The sequence below is a fragment of the Halomonas sp. BL6 genome (assembly GCF_006228115.1).
Lineage (GTDB): Bacteria > Pseudomonadota > Gammaproteobacteria > Pseudomonadales > Halomonadaceae > Vreelandella > Vreelandella piezotolerans.
In genome coordinates, this window is record NZ_VDGL01000011.1 from 16,124 (window position 1) to 32,779 (window position 16,656).

Annotated in this window: 16 protein-coding genes and 1 rRNA gene; 11 read left to right on the top strand and 6 right to left on the bottom strand. The window is 59.3% G+C overall.

Features of this window, described 5'->3' with window-relative positions; translation table 11 throughout:
• Positions 1 to 137 precede the first annotated feature (137 nt).
• A complete protein-coding gene (gene metF, locus FHJ80_RS17195; protein WP_139528563.1) occupies positions 138 to 977 on the bottom strand; it encodes a methylenetetrahydrofolate reductase [NAD(P)H] in 840 nt (279 codons plus the stop codon).
• A gap of 140 nt (positions 978 to 1,117) precedes the next feature.
• Between metF and FHJ80_RS17200 the strand changes: the two genes are divergently transcribed.
• Positions 1,118 to 2,053, top strand: a complete 936-nt coding sequence (locus FHJ80_RS17200; protein ID WP_139528564.1) for an AEC family transporter — start codon at positions 1,118 to 1,120, stop codon at positions 2,051 to 2,053.
• On the opposite strand, the gene ligB is transcribed toward FHJ80_RS17200, so the two are convergent.
• Both ligB and metK read right to left on the bottom strand, forming a co-directional pair.
• Positions 2,050 to 3,711 (bottom strand): NAD-dependent DNA ligase LigB, encoded by a 1,662-nt coding sequence (ligB, locus tag FHJ80_RS17205; protein WP_231125672.1) that lies wholly within the window; start codon positions 3,709 to 3,711, stop codon positions 2,050 to 2,052. The genes FHJ80_RS17200 and ligB overlap by 4 nt on opposite strands.
• Positions 3,712 to 3,922: 211 nt before the next feature.
• Positions 3,923 to 5,143, bottom strand: a complete 1,221-nt coding sequence (metK, locus tag FHJ80_RS17210) for a methionine adenosyltransferase (protein ID WP_139528566.1) — start codon at positions 5,141 to 5,143, stop codon at positions 3,923 to 3,925.
• Positions 5,144 to 5,389: 246 nt separating this feature from the next.
• On the opposite strand from metK, the gene tkt reads away from it, so the two are divergent.
• The 7 genes from tkt to FHJ80_RS17245 all read left to right on the top strand — a co-directional run bounded on the left by tkt (position 5,390) and on the right by FHJ80_RS17245 (position 12,386).
• Complete coding sequence (gene tkt / locus FHJ80_RS17215; protein ID WP_139528567.1) at positions 5,390 to 7,381, top strand: transketolase; 1,992 nt, start codon at positions 5,390 to 5,392, stop codon at positions 7,379 to 7,381.
• A 36-nt stretch (positions 7,382 to 7,417) separates the two neighbouring features.
• Positions 7,418 to 7,771: a CidA/LrgA family protein gene (locus FHJ80_RS17220; RefSeq protein ID WP_139528568.1), complete on the top strand. Its 354-nt coding sequence runs from the start codon at positions 7,418 to 7,420 to the stop codon at positions 7,769 to 7,771.
• A complete protein-coding gene (locus FHJ80_RS17225; protein WP_139528569.1) occupies positions 7,761 to 8,483 on the top strand; it encodes an LrgB family protein in 723 nt (240 codons plus the stop codon). The genes FHJ80_RS17220 and FHJ80_RS17225 overlap by 11 nt, the downstream gene beginning before the upstream one ends.
• Before the next feature lie 59 nt (positions 8,484 to 8,542).
• Positions 8,543 to 9,571: a type I glyceraldehyde-3-phosphate dehydrogenase gene (locus tag FHJ80_RS17230; protein WP_139528570.1), complete on the top strand. Its 1,029-nt coding sequence runs from the start codon at positions 8,543 to 8,545 to the stop codon at positions 9,569 to 9,571.
• A gap of 58 nt (positions 9,572 to 9,629) precedes the next feature.
• Positions 9,630 to 10,799 carry a phosphoglycerate kinase gene (locus tag FHJ80_RS17235; protein ID WP_139528571.1) on the top strand — a complete coding sequence of 390 codons (1,170 nt, stop codon included), beginning with the start codon at positions 9,630 to 9,632 and terminating at the stop codon, positions 10,797 to 10,799.
• A gap of 64 nt (positions 10,800 to 10,863) precedes the next feature.
• Positions 10,864 to 11,928, top strand: a complete 1,065-nt coding sequence (fba, locus tag FHJ80_RS17240) for a class II fructose-bisphosphate aldolase (protein ID WP_139528572.1) — start codon at positions 10,864 to 10,866, stop codon at positions 11,926 to 11,928.
• Between the two features lie 116 nt (positions 11,929 to 12,044).
• Positions 12,045 to 12,386, top strand: a complete 342-nt coding sequence (locus FHJ80_RS17245) for a hypothetical protein (RefSeq protein ID WP_139528573.1) — start codon at positions 12,045 to 12,047, stop codon at positions 12,384 to 12,386.
• Positions 12,387 to 12,392: 6 nt separating this feature from the next.
• Here the strand turns inward: FHJ80_RS17245 and FHJ80_RS17250 are convergent, their stop codons facing one another.
• Positions 12,393 to 12,725, bottom strand: coding sequence for a hypothetical protein (locus FHJ80_RS17250; RefSeq protein ID WP_139528574.1), 333 nt, complete (start codon positions 12,723 to 12,725; stop codon positions 12,393 to 12,395).
• 248 nt (positions 12,726 to 12,973) lie between these two features.
• Here FHJ80_RS17250 and FHJ80_RS17255 point away from each other — a divergent pair, with 248 nt between their 5' ends.
• Genes FHJ80_RS17255 through FHJ80_RS17265 form a run of 3 tightly spaced genes read left to right on the top strand, consistent with a single transcriptional unit; the run spans position 12,974 to position 15,006 of the window.
• Positions 12,974 to 13,672, top strand: coding sequence for an HAD family phosphatase (locus FHJ80_RS17255; RefSeq protein WP_139528575.1), 699 nt, complete (start codon positions 12,974 to 12,976; stop codon positions 13,670 to 13,672).
• A 1-nt stretch (position 13,673) separates the two neighbouring features.
• Positions 13,674 to 14,048 (top strand): translation initiation factor Sui1, encoded by a 375-nt coding sequence (locus FHJ80_RS17260; RefSeq protein WP_139528576.1) that lies wholly within the window; start codon positions 13,674 to 13,676, stop codon positions 14,046 to 14,048.
• Positions 14,049 to 14,097: 49 nt separating this feature from the next.
• Complete coding sequence (locus FHJ80_RS17265; protein ID WP_139528577.1) at positions 14,098 to 15,006, top strand: nuclease-related domain-containing protein; 909 nt, start codon at positions 14,098 to 14,100, stop codon at positions 15,004 to 15,006.
• 9 nt (positions 15,007 to 15,015) lie between these two features.
• Here FHJ80_RS17265 and FHJ80_RS17270 read toward each other — a convergent pair whose 3' ends face one another.
• Positions 15,016 to 16,347, bottom strand: coding sequence for a deoxyguanosinetriphosphate triphosphohydrolase (locus FHJ80_RS17270; RefSeq protein ID WP_139528578.1), 1,332 nt, complete (start codon positions 16,345 to 16,347; stop codon positions 15,016 to 15,018).
• Positions 16,348 to 16,569: 222 nt separating this feature from the next.
• Positions 16,570 to 16,656, bottom strand: a 5S ribosomal RNA gene (gene rrf / locus FHJ80_RS17275); the annotation flags it as partial.

Sequence of the window (16,656 nt, forward strand, 5' to 3'; positions counted from 1 at the left end):
CTTCTCTATGCGCGAATCGAGCAGGCATCATACGGCGCTTGCCGATCGCCACAAAGCGCTAAAAATTTGTTAGAGACCCATAAAAAAAGCCGGCCTGCATCAAGGATGCAGACCGGCATGACTAACAGACGACAGTGTTAACTCAGGTTATCCATCACCTTCAATACCGGGGCTGCCTGGTTAAGCGTGTAGAAGTGTAGGCCTGGCGCACCGCCGTCAAGCAGGCGTTCGCACAGGCGCGTCACCACATCGGTGCCGAAGGCGGCAATCGCATCGCTGTCATCGCCATAGGCTTCCAACTGCTTACGGATCCAGCGAGGGATTTCGGCACCGCAAGCGTCGGAGAAGCGCGCCAACTTGGTGTAATTAGTAATCGGCATGATGCCGGGAATGATCGGCTGCTCGACGCCCAGCGCCCGCGCTTTATCGACGAAGTGGAAGTAAGCATCGGCGGTAAAGAAGTACTGGGTGATCGCCATATTGGCGCCCGCCTTCATTTTACGCGCGAAGTTTTCCACATCCTTGTCGAGGTTAGGCGCCTGTGGATGAGATTCCGGATAGGCTGCGACGGCGATATCGAAGTGATCCCCCGTTTCCTCACGAATGAATTCCACTAGCTCGTTGGCGTAGCGCAGCTCGCCGATACTGCCCATACCAGAGGGCATGTCACCGCGCAGCGCTACGAGACTATCGACCCCTTCTTCGCGGTACTTGGCAAGCAAATCACGAAGCTGGGCTTTCTCGCTGCCAATACAGGAAAGATGCGGAGCCGTGGTAATGCCGCTTTGGCTGACGGTCCGGACGATATCTCTAGTGCGCGCCTGGGTGGAGCCCCCTGCACCGTAGGTCACCGAGAAGAAACGCGGATGACGTGCGGCCAACTCATCGCGTACATGAATTAGCTTCTCCCGGCCAGCATCGGTGTTGGGCGGAAAGAATTCGAAGCTAATACCTAGCGGATGCTCTTGGCTGCTCATGGTTTATCCTCGCAGGACGGTAACGTGATCATTATTTGAGGTATTCTCGCTGCTTCACCGCGCAGCGGCTAATGAAAGATTCCACGGTCGACCTTCAATTCGGCTCATGTTAGCTCTACCGCGTCTATCAAGGAGGAGAAATGGACTTAGCACCCAGTGCTTTAATGGGCCCGTTGCTCATGCTGTTGGGGTATGTGGGACTAGGCTTTATTGCCGCTCAACGGTTGCAAATAGACCCGCGCCCCATCGCCACCCTATTGGTCTACTTGATTGCACCGCTCACGATATTTCGTGCACTCATGAACGGGGGCCCCACCGCTGAGTATTTGGTGCTGACCTTCGCGATGTTCCTGTTAGTCAGTAGTATGGCGCTGGCCGTACGCTGGGCAACACAGCACCGCTTTGGCCCCCAAGAGGGAGCGCTGCTGGCGTTCTCCTCCGGCACCGGCAACACCGGCTACTTCGGCCTGCCGGTGGCGCTGATCTTGCTGCCCCCCGAGGGTGTGACGCTGTACCTGTTTTGTATGCTAGGCATCAATTTATACGAGTTTACGGTGGGGTTTTACTTAAGTGCCCGCGGCCACTTCTCGGTGCGCCAGAGCCTCGCCAAAATTGCCCGCCTGCCGCTGGTGTATGCCTTTTTAACGGCACTGCTACTAAACGCGCTCAACGCCACCCTTCCGGCGTCGCTGATGAGTTCATTAGCGGTCTTTCCAGCCACTTATACGCTGCTGGGTATGATGATCATCGGTATGACGTTGAGCCAAGTCACGCTCGCCGCGTGGGATACGCGCTTTGTCGCCACCTGCGTGGGGCTGCGCTATGTACTCTGGCCGCTGGCGATGCTGGGGGCGGTGCTGATACTCCAGCAGTTCACGCCGCTCGCCCCGGAGCTGGCGATGGCGCTGCTGCTACTGGGCGTGGTGCCCATGGCCTCGAACGTTGTCGTGGTGGCCATGGAGTTGGGCATTCAGCCACAGAAAGGCGCGCTGGCAGTGCTCACCACCACACTGCTGGCACCGCTGCTGATCCCTCTCTATTTGGGCCTGATGCTGCGGCTCACTGGCCTGGGTTAGAACCCGTCGACGCCAGCCTGCTGTAGCTGGCGGGCCATGCGCGCTACGTCTGGATGGTGGAAGAAAGCGACGAGCGCTTCGCCGCGTACCGGGCCTACGCTGGGAACGGCTTGCCAATCCGCTCGAGAGTAACTCGCTAGGGTGTACCAATCACCCAGTCGTGCGTCGCCCCCAGGCGGCATGCCCAGCGCCGACAGCCAAGCAGCATAGGGCGCTTGTCGCGCTGCATCGAACTGTGCCGCCAGCGAGTCGGCGGTGGTCGCGCCAATACCGTGGGCCTGCTGCAGTTGCTCTGGCGTCAGCGCTAGCCAACCTAGTAATTCCGTGACCACCCCGGCATCCATTAGCGCCTGCCACGTGCCTTCGCCGACCCCTCGCATGCCCAGCTGTTCGCCAAGGTAGGTTAATCGCGCCAGCAGCTGGGCGCTGCATTCTGACGTTAGTGTAAAACAGCTCAATAGATGATAGCGCTCGGGCGGCGGAGCGCTAAGCGCGGCTCTTTCGCGCGTGTGCCACACCACGCTGGCTACCTGGGGAATCGTCAGACCTGCCAGCGTCACCGCCACCTGGTCGCCTGGGCGCACGTCCCACGCTTCCCAGCGTTCCAGCGAGCCCAACGACACGCGGCTGATGCGTCGTCCTTCCAAGGTAACCGGATAGAGCCACAACAGCGGCGTTACGCGCCCGGTGCGCCCCACGCGGAACTCGACCCCGCGGACCTGGGCCAGCACCTGCTGGGCAGGATACTTCCAGGCCACCGCCCACTCAGGGGGTGATGACGACCAGCGCCGCAGGCCGGGGCGCTCTGCTTGCTTCAACACCACGCCGTCGGTAGCAAACGGCAGCGGGCCGTTGAACCACCGCTCACGCCACTCGGCGGCCGCCTCTCGCCCGCTGATCGGATGGGTGTAGTCGGCCGTATCGAACCCCAGCGCCGTCAGTTGCGCCAGCCGTTCGGTCATCTGTGTCGGGCCATCCGGCCAGTCCCACACGAATAAACCAATGCGACTCAGCGTCTCTTGGCTCGGTTCGCGCTGTGCCATGGCGCCGGCCACGGCGCCACGAGCGCCTGAATCCGGCTGGCGCGCCTGTACGTGGTTATCCAACTGCCAATAGAGCTCGCCTTGCAGCACTGCAGAGACAGCGTCAGGAAGCGAGTCGGGCACACCGGGCAACTGCTGAACGCGCGTCGTCCAATCCTGCCCACGCTCGCCGTCTCCTCGACTGACGGCTTCTACTAGCTCCCCATTCCGATAACGCAGCGTCACCGCCACACCATCTACCTTGGGTTGAATCCACAGATCGTCACGGCGGCTGGTAAAGCGTCGAACGCCTTCGTCGTCGACTTTATTGAGCCCGGTTTGAACGGCCGGATGCATGCGGGTGCCATCGCTACGGGTCACTCGGGTAAGCGGCCGGTGGGGTGTCGTATCACCCTGGCAGGCTTGCCAACTTGCCAGGCGTGCTAGCGCCTGATCGTACAGCTCATCAGCAATCAGCGATTCGCCGCCATCATGGTAAGCGCGGTCCCAGACCTCGATGTGTTCGGCTAGCGCCTGGGTTTCCAGCGCCAGCCGCTCAGCAGGCCAGTCGGGGCAGCTATCCGCCTGTGCAGAAAAGGTGACACCCATACACCAAGCGGCCACTAAACCCGCCATTGTGATCGTTCGACAACCCGGCATACGCATCCTCTCGTGGTGAACGGAAGATCTTTCAATCCTTATTAAAGTTAACTTATAGGAAACAGATAGAGATGCAATGCGCATCTAGCCACTCGCACAGTGTTTCGATACATAAAAAAGCGCCCCCTGACATAAACCAGGAGGCGCTTTTGGCTAACCGGTGGCGCTCGTCGCGCTCTCGAAAAGCTTATAGACCGGCGGCCTGACGCAGCGCGTCCGCTTTATCGGTTTTTTCCCATGGAAACGCAGTGAAGGTCTCTTTATGCTCTTCGCCTTTGTCGTCCACCCAAGTGTAGCTGTGTTCGAACGGCGCGCGGCCGAAGTGGCCATACGCAGACGTGAGGCGATACATCGGATGCAGCAGGTCGAGCATGGTGGTGATCGCGTAGGGGCGCAGATCGAAATGCTCGCGCACCAACTCGACGATCTTGGCGTCGTCGATTTTGCCGGTACCGAAGGTGTCGATGGACACAGAGGTCGGCTCTGCCACGCCAATGGCATAGGAGACCTGAATCTCACACTTGTCTGCCAGGCCCGCGGCCACGACGTTTTTCGCCACATAACGGCCAGCGTATGCGGCGCTACGGTCTACTTTCGACGGATCCTTGCCCGAGAACGCGCCGCCACCGTGGCGCGCCATACCACCATAGGTATCGACGATGATCTTACGGCCGGTCAGGCCGCAGTCGCCCACCGGGCCACCAATCACGAACTTGCCGGTCGGGTTGATGTGATATTGGGTATCGGCGTCCAACCACTCCGCAGGAATCACTTGTTCGATGATCTCGCGCTTGACCATCTTACGCAGGTCTTCTTGATCGATCTCCGGATCGTGCTGAGTCGACAGCACTACCGCATCGACGCCACAAGGCTGCCCGTCTGCATTGTAGCGGAACGTCACCTGGCTCTTGGCATCCGGGCGCAACCACGGCAGCAGGCCGTTTTTACGCAGCTCCGCCTGACGCTCGACCAAGCGGTGCGAGTAGTGGATCGGGGCCGGCATGAACGAGTCGGTTTCGTTGGTGGCGTAGCCGAACATCAGGCCCTGGTCGCCCGCGCCTTGATCTTCCGGCTTGGTACGATCGACACCCTGCGCAATATCGACACTCTGCTTGCCAATCAGGTTGATGACGCCGCATGTGGCACCGTCGAAGCCCACCTGAGACGAGGTGTAGCCAATATCGGTAATCACATCACGCACCAGCGTCTCGAGATCCACCCACGCGGACGTGGTGATCTCACCGGCAATAATGGCTACACCGGTTTTCACCATCGTTTCACAGGCAACACGGGCCTGTTTATCCCGGGCGATAATGGCATCTAGCACCGCGTCTGAAATCTGGTCGGCAATCTTATCGGGATGGCCTTCGGAAACGGACTCGGAGGTAAACAGGGAATATTCGCTCATCGCGCACTCGACCCTCTGTATGACGGCTGCTTCGTTATGACCGCAGCATCAGCAGGAAATCATGGCAGGAGGTTCCCTGCCCGTATAAAGAAGCGGCACCGTGACGTTCACCACCACTTCGGGAGGCAGAGTCTACACGCTGTTGGGGGTTCTTCCCACAACGTACCCCTGAGAATTTGCCGCCGCCGGGGAAGTCAGCGACAATAGCGCCTTTATTCTTTCCGTTTTCAGGCGAGGAGCACCCCCATGCCGTCCCGTTTTGAGCTGGCCAATGCCATTCGCGCCCTTTCCATGGATGCCGTTCAGAAGGCCAAATCCGGCCACCCTGGCGCCCCCATGGGTATGGCTGATATTGCCGAGGTGCTGTGGAATGACTACCTCAAGCACAACCCCGAAGACCCCAAGTGGGCCGATCGCGACCGGTTCGTGCTGTCGAATGGCCACGGCTCCATGCTGCTCTACTCGCTGCTGCACTTGAGCGGCTACGAACTCAGCCTGGAACAGCTGCAAAACTTCCGCCAGCTGCACTCGCCCACCGCTGGCCACCCGGAGTTCGGCTACGCTCCTGGCATCGAAACCACCACTGGCCCGCTGGGCCAAGGCTTTGCCAACGCGGTCGGTTTCGCCATTGCCGAGAAAACGCTGGCCGCGCAGTTCAATCGCCCCGGCCACACCATCGTCGACCACCACACCTGGTGTTTCCTGGGTGATGGCTGCTTGATGGAGGGTATCTCCCACGAAGCGGCGTCTCTTGCGGGCACTCAGCAGCTAGGCAAGCTCATTGCGCTATACGACGACAACGGCATCTCCATCGATGGCGAAGTCGACGGCTGGTTCACCGACGATACTGCCAAGCGCTTCGAGTCCTACGGCTGGCACGTGGTGCCCAACGTCGATGGCCACAAGCCTGACGAGATCAAAGCAGCCATCGAACTGGCGAAGAGCCACGACGACAAGCCAACTCTGATCATCTGTAAAACCATCATTGGTTTTGGGGCGCCCAACAAGCAGGGCAAAGAAGAAGCTCACGGCGCACCGCTGGGTGATGACGAAGTAGCCCTGGCGCGCCAACAGCTGGGTTGGGAGCACGCGCCGTTCCATATCCCCGAGCCGATCTACTCTGCCTGGGATGCTCGCGACGCTGGCAAACAGCGTCAGCAAGAGTGGGACGCCCGCTTTGCTCGCTATGCGGACGCCTTCCCGACCGAGGCGCGAGAGTTCGAGCGCCGCATGAAGGCACAGCTGCCCGCCGAGCTCTCCTCGACGGCATTGATCGAGCAGGCGCAAGAAAAAGGGGACAGCATTGCCTCGCGTAAAGCATCGTTCGAAGCACTGAACGTGATTGGCCCGCAAATGCCGGAACTGCTCGGTGGCAGCGCTGACTTGGCGCCCTCCAACCTGACGTTCTGGAAGGGCGCCAAGGCGATCACTCCAGACGATGCCAGCGGCAACTATCTCCACTACGGCGTGCGTGAATTCGGCATGGGCGCAGTGATGAACGGTATCGCTCTACACGGCGGTTTCGTGCCTTATGGCGCAACCTTCTTGATTTTCATGGAGTACATGCGCAATGCCGTGCGCATGGCGGCATTGATGGGCCAGCAGGCTATCTACGTATTTACCCACGACTCCATCGGCCTGGGTGAAGATGGCCCGACCCACCAACCGATCGAGCAGCTCACCAGCCTGCGTACTACGCCGAATTTGAATACCTGGCGCCCCTGTGACGCAGTGGAAACCGCTGCCGCCTGGGATGCCGCAATCAAGCGCCACTCCGGCCCGACGGCGCTGGTGCTCTCACGTCAGAACCTACCGCATCAGGCGCGCACCAAGGCGCAGTTGGCGTCCATTCAGCGCGGTGCTTACGTACTCAAAGAGTGCAACGGCACGCCGGACCTCATCCTGATCGCGACCGGCTCCGAAGTCGCCTTGGCGATGGATGCCGCGGCCGAGCTGGAGCAGCAAGGTAAAGCCGTGCGCGTGGTCTCCATGCCGTCCGCTTACCGCTTCAACGGCCAAGATGCCGACTACCGTGAAAGCGTGTTGCCCAAAGCCGTGACCAAGCGTATCGCCATCGAAGCGGGCCACGCCGACTACTGGTACAAGTACGTGGGCCTCGACGGCCGCGTGATTGGCATGACCACCTACGGTGAGTCGGCACCCGCGGGCGAGCTGTTCAAGCACTTCGGCTTTACCGTTGAGAACATCGTCAAACAAGCCAATGAGCTGCTGGGTTAACTCCTCGCTCAAACGGCGCCTGGTGCGGGCATTACGATGCCCGCGCTAAACGGCCTTTTATGGCTAATTAGCTACTGGTTAATCGGAGAAGTCGTGATCCACTTCTCCGGTTTACCTATTTCTTCTGGAGTGGTGGGCATGCTATTGCTGTGCATCACTCTTGCCGTTATCGGTAGAGTACCTGCTAGCCTTGCCGCCGCCGCCCAACCGCTGATTGCACTTTTGGCCATGCTGATCATGCCAGGCGTGGTAGGTGTGTTCTTCATTCTCGATGAACTGGCCAGCCAGTGGCTGGCCATCGTGGCGGCCCTGCTGCTGGGGACGCTGCTGAGTGTGCTCACGACACTGTGGCTGCTCAAGCGATTGATGGGGCACCGCCATGCCGACTAGCTTGCTGCCCACCTTGACCGCCACGCCGTTATTGGCCGTTGGGCTTACCTTGGCCGCATACCTTGTGGGCAGCGCCCTTTTCACGCGCTTGGGTAAACCTTCCTGGCTCCCGGCGATTTTGATCGCTGCTCTGCTGCTGGCCGCGACGCTGGCCTTGTTGGGCTTGTCGTATGCCACCTATCAGCAAGGCGCAACCTGGCTGACGGTCCTGCTAGGTCCAGCCACCGTGGCCTTGGGCATGCCGCTTTACCAACAGCTACCGCGCATTCGTGCGCTGTGGCAGCCGTTGGCGGCTTGCCTGCCTATCGCTGCCACTCTGGCCGCTTGTTACGCTCTTGGCATTGCTTGGCTTCTCGGCGCGGGTCCGGAGATCTTGGCCTCGATCGCGGCCAAATCGGTGACGGCGCCCATCGCCATCGGCATCACGGAACAACTTGGCGGCAGCGTGGCACTCCTCATGGGCGCGCTTCTGGTGACGGGGGTGCTGACCATTCCTTTCGTGAGTCTATTGGCGAGGCTACTGCACATTCATGACGAACGTATCATCGGCTTTGCGCTGGGGCTCAATGGTCACGCCATCGGCACCGTGCGCGCGTTCGATATCAGTCCGACCGCCGGAGCGTTCGCCTCGCTCGGAATGAGCCTCACCGGGATTTTTACCGCTCTGCTGCTACCGCTTGCTTGGCAACTGGTGGGGCTAGGGGCGGGATAAGCAACCCCCGATGAAATGCGTTATCATCGGGCCACTTTGTTCAAGAGCTGCATCGCATCATGGCGAACGCTTCCGCTAAATATCGCATTGCCATCAATGGTTATGGGCGCATCGGCCAATGCGTGCTGAGAGCCTTGGTGGAGCGCCAGCACCCGGCGCTTGAAGTCGTCGCGATCAACGAGCTGTCCGACCTTGCCACCATCACCTATCTCACCCGTTACGACACGACTCATGGTCGTTTCCCGGGGGAGGTGGACAACGATGGTAGCGCCCTGTTCGTCAACGGCCAGCGCATCCAGGTATTGTGCGAACGCGACCCTCGCGCACTGCCCTGGGAAGCACTAGGGATCGACCTAGTGCTCGAGTGCTCGGGCAGCTTCAAGGACCGCGCTACCGCTGAGCAGCACTTGGCGGCAGGGGCCAAGCGACTGCTGTTCTCCCAGCCCGCGGAAAACGATGTGGATGCCACCATCGTATGGGGCATCAACGAGCATGAGCTCGCGCCCACGCAGCGCATCCTCTCTGCGGCGTCCTGCACCACTAATTGCTTGGTGCCGCTGCTCACCGTACTGGATGAAGCGCTCGGCTTGGAGCATGGTGTTACCACCACGATTCACTCGGCCATGAACGACCAGCCGGTGATCGATGCGTACCATCGCACCGATCTGCGCCTGACGCGCTCCGCCATGCAGTCGATCGTACCGGTGGATACCGGCTTGGCGGTCGGCATCAGTCGCCTGATGCCCAGCCTGACTGGACGTTTCGAGTGCCTGCACGTGCGGGTGCCTACCATCAACGTCTCGGCCATGGATGCCGCGTTGACCGTGCGACGCGATACCAGCGCCGCGCAAGTCAACGCGCTGCTGCAACGCGCTAGTCAGCAGCGCTTGCATGGCGTGCTAGGCTATACCGAAGCGCCCATGGCATCGATCGATTTCAATCATGATCCCCGCTCTGGCATCCTAGACGCCACCCAAACCCGCGTGGCCGGCACGCGTCTGATCAAACTGCTGTGCTGGTTCGATAACGAGTGGGGCTTTGCCAACCGCATGCTGGACATCAGCCAGCGCTTGGCAACGTTTCGCTAACGAATGGGTCCCCCCATTAGCGCACTGACATTCGCTTGAACACGAGGAAACCGCTCACATGAACGTGCAAAAAATGACCGACCTGCCCCTGGAAGGGCAGCGTGTGCTGATTCGTGAAGACCTGAACGTGCCAATCAAAAACGGCCGTGTTTCCAGCGATGCCCGCCTTCGCGCCGCGCTGCCGACCATTCAAGCAGCGGCCAGAGCCGGCGCCAAAGTGCTGCTCATGAGCCATCTCGGCCGCCCCACGGAAGGCGAACCCGCCGATGAGTTTTCGCTCGCCCCTGTGGCCGAGCATCTGAGCGAGCTGCTGGGCAGCCCCGTCAAACTGATCACCGACTACCTCGACACCGCCCCTACGCTCGACAACGGCGATGTCGTACTGCTCGAGAACGTACGCTTCAACAGCGGTGAAAAGAAAGACGACGAATCTCTCGCCAAGCAGTACGCCGCGCTCTGCGACATATTCGTGATGGATGCCTTCGGCACCGCCCACCGTGCGCAAGCCTCCACCCACGGCGTCGCCCGCTTTGCACCCACCGCCTGTGCAGGACCGCTACTGGCCCAAGAGCTGGACGCGCTGGAGAAAGCACTGGCAACCCCAGCACGCCCAATGGCGGCTATCGTGGGCGGCTCCAAGGTCTCCACCAAGCTCGACGTGCTGACCGCCCTCTCTGACAAGTGCGACCAGCTCATCGTCGGCGGCGGGATCGCCAACACCTTTATCGCAGCGGCGGGCTATAATGTGGGCAAATCGCTCTACGAAGCCGACCTGATCGGTCAAGCCAAAGCGCTGATGGAGAAAGTCTCCATTCCGCTGCCCACGGACGTCGTCGTGGCAACGGAGTTCTCGGAATCCGCCGATGCAGTGGTCAAGCCGGTGGACCAAGTGGCCGATAACGAGATGATTCTGGATATCGGCCCAGACACCGCCGCCCACTTGGCCAGCCTGCTGAAAGACGCCGGCACGATCTTGTGGAACGGCCCCGTGGGCGTTTTCGAAATCGATCAATTTGGCAAAGGCACCGAGGTGCTCTCGCATGCCATTGCCGAGAGCAGCGCGTTTTCGATTGCCGGCGGTGGCGACACCCTGGCCGCTATCGACAAGTACGCTATTGCCGAACGTGTTTCCTATATCTCCACCGGCGGCGGCGCGTTCCTAGAGTACGTCGAAGGCAAACAGCTACCGGCGGTAGCCGCATTAGAAGCCGCAGCAAAGCGCGGCTGAAGCGACACGATAACACTACACGCTCACTGCACCCGTTCACACCGACAACCGACAAGGTGACCCCATGGCTTTAATTAGCATGCGCCAGATGCTCGACCACGCCGCCGAATACGGCTACGGCATCCCTGCATTCAACGTCAACAACCTCGAACAGATGCGGGCGATCATGGAAGCCGCCGATGCCACCGACTCTCCGGTGATCGTGCAGGCTTCCGCTGGCGCACGCAAATATGCAGGTGCGCCTTTCCTGCGCCACCTGATTCTGGCGGCGGTGGAAGAGTTTCCGCACATCCCGGTGGTCATGCACCAGGATCACGGCACCAGCCCCGCTGTCTGCCAGCGCTCGATCCAGCTGGGCTTCTCCTCCGTGATGATGGACGGTTCGCTAGGCGAAGATGGCAAGACGCCGATGGATTACGACTACAACGTCGACGTTACCCGTCGCGCGGTCGAGATGGCCCACGCCTGTGGCGTATCGGTCGAGGGCGAGCTGGGCTGCTTGGGTAGCCTGGAAACCGGCATGGCCGGTGAAGAGGACGGCATTGGTGCCGAAGGTAAGCTGGACATGGAACAGCTACTGACCGACCCCGAAGAAGCCGCCGCCTTCGTCAAGGCGACTCAGGTCGACGCGCTGGCGATTGCCATTGGTACCAGCCACGGCGCTTACAAATTCACCAAGCCGCCGACCGGCGACACCCTCTCCATCCAGCGTATCAAAGAGATCCATGCGCGCATTCCGGATACCCACCTGGTCATGCATGGCTCCTCCTCCGTTCCGCAAGAGTGGCTGGAAGTGATCAACCGCTACGGCGGCCAGATCCCAGAAACTTACGGCGTCCCGGTCGAGGAAATCGTCGAAGGCATCAAGCACGGCGTTCGCAAGGTCAACATCGATACCGACCTGCGCTTAGCCTCCACCGGTGCCGTGCGTCGCTTCATGGCGGAGAATCCGTCGGAATTCGATCCGCGCAAATTCTTGAAAGAGACCGTCAGCGCCATGCGCGATCTTTGTATCGCCCGCTACGAAGCGTTTGGCACGGCGGGCAACGCAAGCAAAATCAAACCGATCAGCCTGGAAGCAATGTTCCAGCGCTACGAGCGCGGCGAGTTGGCACCCAAAATCAAATAAACGGTACACCCTTTATATAAAGGCGGCCTGCAGGCCGCCTTTTTTATTGCAATGCAGCAAAAATAGACTATGACTAAAGACAGTCAGCCATCATTTCTCATCAGATAGGTCTCACCATGAAGCACTCTCCACCCTCTTTTTACACTACGACAGCCCTATTCGACCTGTGGAAAGCCAGCATGATGGGGATGGAGCTGTGGAGCTCGTCATTGTCCACCATCGCCAGACGCCAACAGCTTTGGCAAACACAGCCCTTTTTTAGCCCTTCCATGATGCGAGAAAATCAGCGCATGGTGACTGAAAAAATGGAGGCCAGCATGGAAGCTGGCCTTGTGGTGCAAAAAGCGTTGCTCAACGCCATGAGCGGGCGCTATGCGCCCTGGTGGATTACCAGCCAGAAAGCCATGCAACCTTACCATCGACGCAGCAGCGCCAACTCACGACGCCTTTCTCGCTAAGCGCGGTCACTCGTTATCGTCGTTACTCTGCTCATCCTCGCCGTTCTCGATGGCATCCTCGGCGCTTCCGGTACCGCCGGTACCACCCTCGGTGTTGTCACGCTCTTCACTACCGTTGTCAGCAGTGTCTTCCGACTCTTCCGTTGCCGCCGTTTCGGTGGCTTCATCACGCTGAACGGCACCGGCCTTGATACCGTATTTCTCTTCCAGAGCCGCATCATCCAGCGCCTGGTGCTGCTCGCTACTGGCGTCGGTTTCCGGCTCTGCCAATACGCTGCCCGCAGAGGTCATGAGCACAGTGCCCACCACTAATGATAGGAACCAAGGGGTAAGTCGCATATATATCTCCATTTTATGGTTATTGCGGCGTCGCCTACCTACTATAGCCGGTCTCATAGCGATTCACATGGAGTGCCTGAAAACTGAAGCGTTGCCATCATATCCGTAGCGGGCAGCGCTTCCCTTGAGCAGACACACTGTAAAAAATTATAAAACAGTGTTCACAAAGCTCGAAAAATCTCGTTCAATAGTGGCCTAGTCGGCTTAAACTAACGTGAGTAGCGCTTGTCACGCTGCAAGGAACTCTCATGCCGCTTCCACTTCTGCTGTTTGATTGTGATGGCACTCTCGTCGATAGCGAACCCTTGTTGGCCGAAGAGATGGCTCGTGGCCTCAACACGGTGGGCCTGCCATTTGCCTCTTCCGATTATTTAGGGGAGTTTCGAGGTGCCCGCTTCCGACGCATCGTGGCAGAACTGCAAACGCGTCATGGCGAAGTCGATGGCGAACGCTTGGACCGCATGGAGCGAACCATGCGCGCCAACTTGGCTGAGCGTCTTGCCCGCGAACTCACCACCATACCCGGCGCCCGGGAGTCGCTCGACGCCTTGGCACATTACCCCAGTGCCGTCGTCTCCAACGGACCTGAAACCAAGATCCGCACTGCGTTGAACGCCACCGGCCTCAGCGCGTATTTCGGTCACAGGCTGTTTAGCGGCTACACCGCCAACTGTTGGAAGCCAGAGCCCTGTTTACATCTTCACGCAGCCAGTATCATGGGCTTTGCGGCACACGACTGCATTGCCATTGATGATGCGCTCGTTGGCGTACAGGCAGCCCTGCAGGCAGGTATGACCGTCATTCATCTGAATCGCTTTCCCGATGCCGAGGCAACGCCGGAAGGCGCTATTATGATTAGCAACATGTATCAGCTACCTGCGGTCGTTGAACAACTGACTCACGAGCGATGGCAGGCGGCAATGCCCCATCACTCAACAGAGAAATAGTATGGCCTCATTACGTGATCAGCTCGGTGGCCTCGTTTACTCCACTGAGCATGGCAAGACGTGTCCCGACTGCCGGGCCCCGATCGATGACTGTCGCTGTGAAGACACCAGCGAACAAGCGCGCCTGGCCGAACTGGACGGTATCGTGCGCATCCGCCGTGAAACCAGCGGCCGAAAAGGCAAGGGCGTCACGACCATCCGCGGCGTGCCTCTGACTCAGGCAGAACTCAAAGTACTCGCCAAAACCCTCAAGCAGCGCTGCGGTACCGGTGGAGCTGTCAAAGAGGGCGTCATAGAAATCCAGGGTGACCATCGCGAAACTCTGCGCGATGCCTTAACCTCAATGGGTTATCAAGTGAAATTGGCTGGCGGTTGACGCGTCCAACGCATACTCTCAGCTCCTGGCGAAAGGGCAAGGCACGACAATGGTTTGGTTGGAATACCTGCTACCGCTGATCTTTTTGTTTCCCATGGCAGCCATGGGCGGCATCGTATTAGCCCTGCGTAGCCTTCACGATGCCCGCGTTCACTCCCCTTTCGATGCACCGCTGCGCGAACCGGGCCAAGCGCTGCGTCACAGGCTCGATCAAGCCTTTTCCAGCTTGTTTCTTAACGGTACATTGGGGCCCTTGGTCAGCCTTGCACCGCTCGTCTATGGTATGGGACGGATGCTCTTCGTCGATAAACAGGACTGGGTCGAATGGGCGCTATATGGGCTGCTGAGCACGCTCTTGGTGCTGGCATTTTCACTGCTGCTGGTGCGTGACTATCAGCGCATTCGCCGCTTGAAGCTCGGTCTTGCCTGCGAACTTGCCGTGGGCCAAGAGCTGGAGCGTTTAGTACGTCCCGAGGCGCATCCCTATTACGTCTTTCACGACGTTCCCACGGATAGCTTTACCATCGACCATGTCGTGGTCACGCCCCATGGCGTGTTCGTCGTGGAAACTCGCGCAAGGGCACTGGCCATTGGCAGCGATGGCAAAGAGCTGAACTGCGTCGCAGTCGAGCGTGAGCGACTGCGCTTCCCCCATTGGCAGGAGCGGCGACCCCTACATAAAACGCGCCAGGGCGTTAGCTGGCTCAGCCAGTGGCTCGAACGGCGTTGCGGCGTGCCCGTACCGGTAAAAGGCGTTCTGGTGCTGCCGGGCTGGGAGATCGACACCAGCGAGGCCTCACCGGACATTCTGGTCGTTAGCGGAGAACAGCTGGCACGCCAGCTGACGGAGCTCACGCCTGGGCAAATGAGCGATGCCATTCATGACAAGGTTATCCATATTTTGCTAGAGCGGGCACGGCTGATGGAACTCAAACACCTTCGCCAGCCATCCGTGTGAGGGCCGGGCTCAATCGCCGCGCAGCCGCCCGCCCATCTCCTGAGCAAGATCGACTGCATAGTGGTCGGTCATCCCCCCAATGAAGTCCAGCATGCGACGGTAGCTGTCATAGAGCGTCCATGACGGCAGTGGCGTGTTCTCACCGATCAGTGCCAGTACCCGCTGGTGTTTGAAAGAGCTGTGGCCCGTGTGATGCAACTCATGAGCCGCGCCGATAAAGGCTTCCAACAAAATTCCCAGCGTGGTGTAGGCACCAATTTCCAGCTTTGCCTTACGCTCATTTTGAAATATCCGCTCACGAGCCAGCTGCTTGGCCGACTGCACCCCCCAGCCCAAATCCGGGTGACACAGCTCTAACAGATCTTCGCTGAGGGTACCGCTGAGTAGCGCCTGCTCATGCTGCACGAATACCGCACCTACATCATTCACGGCCCGCTCCATGGCAGCGCCCCTGAGCAAGGCAATACGGCGGCGTTGCGAGACATTTTTACGCTGCATCTCGGCATACTCCGGTGGGAACTCACCGGCAATTTGGCGCAAAATCTCGACCACTTCCTCGTAGCGCAAAATGCCCATCTCCAGACCGTCTTCCAGGTCTAGCAAGGCGTAGCAAATATCATCTGCCGCTTCGACAAGCCAAGCCAACGGGTGGCGACACCAGCGCTGCTCCCCTTGAGGAAGTAACCCAACCGCATCTGCTACCTCGGTTAACAGCGCCTGTTCGGACTGATAGCAGCCAAACTTACCCGCTCGCCCGCCATAGCGCACCGTCCATGGATACTTCAGCAGTGTGCCCAAGGTGGCGGCCGATAGGCGCATGCCACCGTTGAACTGGTTGTACTCGATCTGGGTAATCACCCGAAAGCCTTGCGCATTGCCTTCATAGGTCAACAGGTCTTCACGCTCGGCCTCGGACAGACCATCCAGAAGCCCGCTTCCTTGGGCGCGACGGAACCAGTCGCGGATAGCGTACTCACCGGCGTGACCAAAGGGCGGGTTACCAATGTCGTGCCCAAGGCACGCGGTTTGCACGATGACACCAAGATCGGCAGGCGTTATCCAATCGGGGAGACGGTCACGCAGTAGTTCACCGACGATCATCCCCAGCGAACGGCCAACGCAGCCAACTTCGAGGGAGTGAGTCAAACGCGTGTGGATATGATCATTTTCCGTCAGAGGATGAACCTGGGTTTTACGGCCCAAGCGTCGGAAAGAGCCGGAAAAAACAATGCGATCATGATCTTTATGAAAGGGGCTGCGCCCAATTTCTCGGGTGCTGTCTGTTCGTTTATCGTGAAGGCGTCGAGGGGAAAGTAATTGATCCCATTGCATTTGTGTCATAGCGCTCCTCCTTGGAGTGCACATTCTGACATAAAAAGGCTGACATAAAACGACGGGATCGATGGACAAACAAAAAACCCAGCCGGTTGGCTGGGTTCTTTGCGGTATAAGTGCCTGATTATGTTCGGGCCGGCCACCCGGCGGGCGGCGCTCCGCTACTCTTCAGGGGGAGACCCCTAAAAAGCAAAACCCCGACCAGATGGCCGGGGTTTCGTAATAAGTGCCTGACGATGACCTACTCTCGCATGGGGAGACCCCACACTACCATCGGCGCTAAGCGGTTTCACTTCTGAGTTCGGCATGGGATCA

What these genes read in the sequence shown, in the direction of transcription:
- metF (WP_139528563.1), bottom strand. Translation starts at nt 977, where the DNA reads ATGAGCAGCCAAGAGCATCCGCTAGGTATTAGCTTCGAATTCTTTCCG.
- FHJ80_RS17270 (WP_139528578.1), bottom strand. Translation starts at nt 16,347, where the DNA reads ATGACACAAATGCAATGGGATCAATTACTTTCCCCTCGACGCCTTCAC.
- FHJ80_RS17245 (WP_139528573.1), top strand. Translation starts at nt 12,045, where the DNA reads ATGAAGCACTCTCCACCCTCTTTTTACACTACGACAGCCCTATTCGAC.
- FHJ80_RS17200 (WP_139528564.1), top strand. Translation starts at nt 1,118, where the DNA reads ATGGACTTAGCACCCAGTGCTTTAATGGGCCCGTTGCTCATGCTGTTG.
- FHJ80_RS17260 (WP_139528576.1), top strand. Translation starts at nt 13,674, where the DNA reads ATGGCCTCATTACGTGATCAGCTCGGTGGCCTCGTTTACTCCACTGAG.
- ligB (WP_231125672.1), bottom strand. Translation starts at nt 3,711, where the DNA reads ATGGCGGGTTTAGTGGCCGCTTGGTGTATGGGTGTCACCTTTTCTGCA.
- FHJ80_RS17265 (WP_139528577.1), top strand. Translation starts at nt 14,098, where the DNA reads ATGGTTTGGTTGGAATACCTGCTACCGCTGATCTTTTTGTTTCCCATG.
- FHJ80_RS17220 (WP_139528568.1), top strand. Translation starts at nt 7,418, where the DNA reads ATGCCCGCGCTAAACGGCCTTTTATGGCTAATTAGCTACTGGTTAATC.
- FHJ80_RS17235 (WP_139528571.1), top strand. Translation starts at nt 9,630, where the DNA reads ATGAACGTGCAAAAAATGACCGACCTGCCCCTGGAAGGGCAGCGTGTG.
- FHJ80_RS17255 (WP_139528575.1), top strand. Translation starts at nt 12,974, where the DNA reads ATGCCGCTTCCACTTCTGCTGTTTGATTGTGATGGCACTCTCGTCGAT.
- FHJ80_RS17230 (WP_139528570.1), top strand. Translation starts at nt 8,543, where the DNA reads ATGGCGAACGCTTCCGCTAAATATCGCATTGCCATCAATGGTTATGGG.
- FHJ80_RS17225 (WP_139528569.1), top strand. Translation starts at nt 7,761, where the DNA reads ATGCCGACTAGCTTGCTGCCCACCTTGACCGCCACGCCGTTATTGGCC.
- fba (WP_139528572.1), top strand. Translation starts at nt 10,864, where the DNA reads ATGGCTTTAATTAGCATGCGCCAGATGCTCGACCACGCCGCCGAATAC.
- metK (WP_139528566.1), bottom strand. Translation starts at nt 5,143, where the DNA reads ATGAGCGAATATTCCCTGTTTACCTCCGAGTCCGTTTCCGAAGGCCAT.
- tkt (WP_139528567.1), top strand. Translation starts at nt 5,390, where the DNA reads ATGCCGTCCCGTTTTGAGCTGGCCAATGCCATTCGCGCCCTTTCCATG.
- FHJ80_RS17250 (WP_139528574.1), bottom strand. Translation starts at nt 12,725, where the DNA reads ATGCGACTTACCCCTTGGTTCCTATCATTAGTGGTGGGCACTGTGCTC.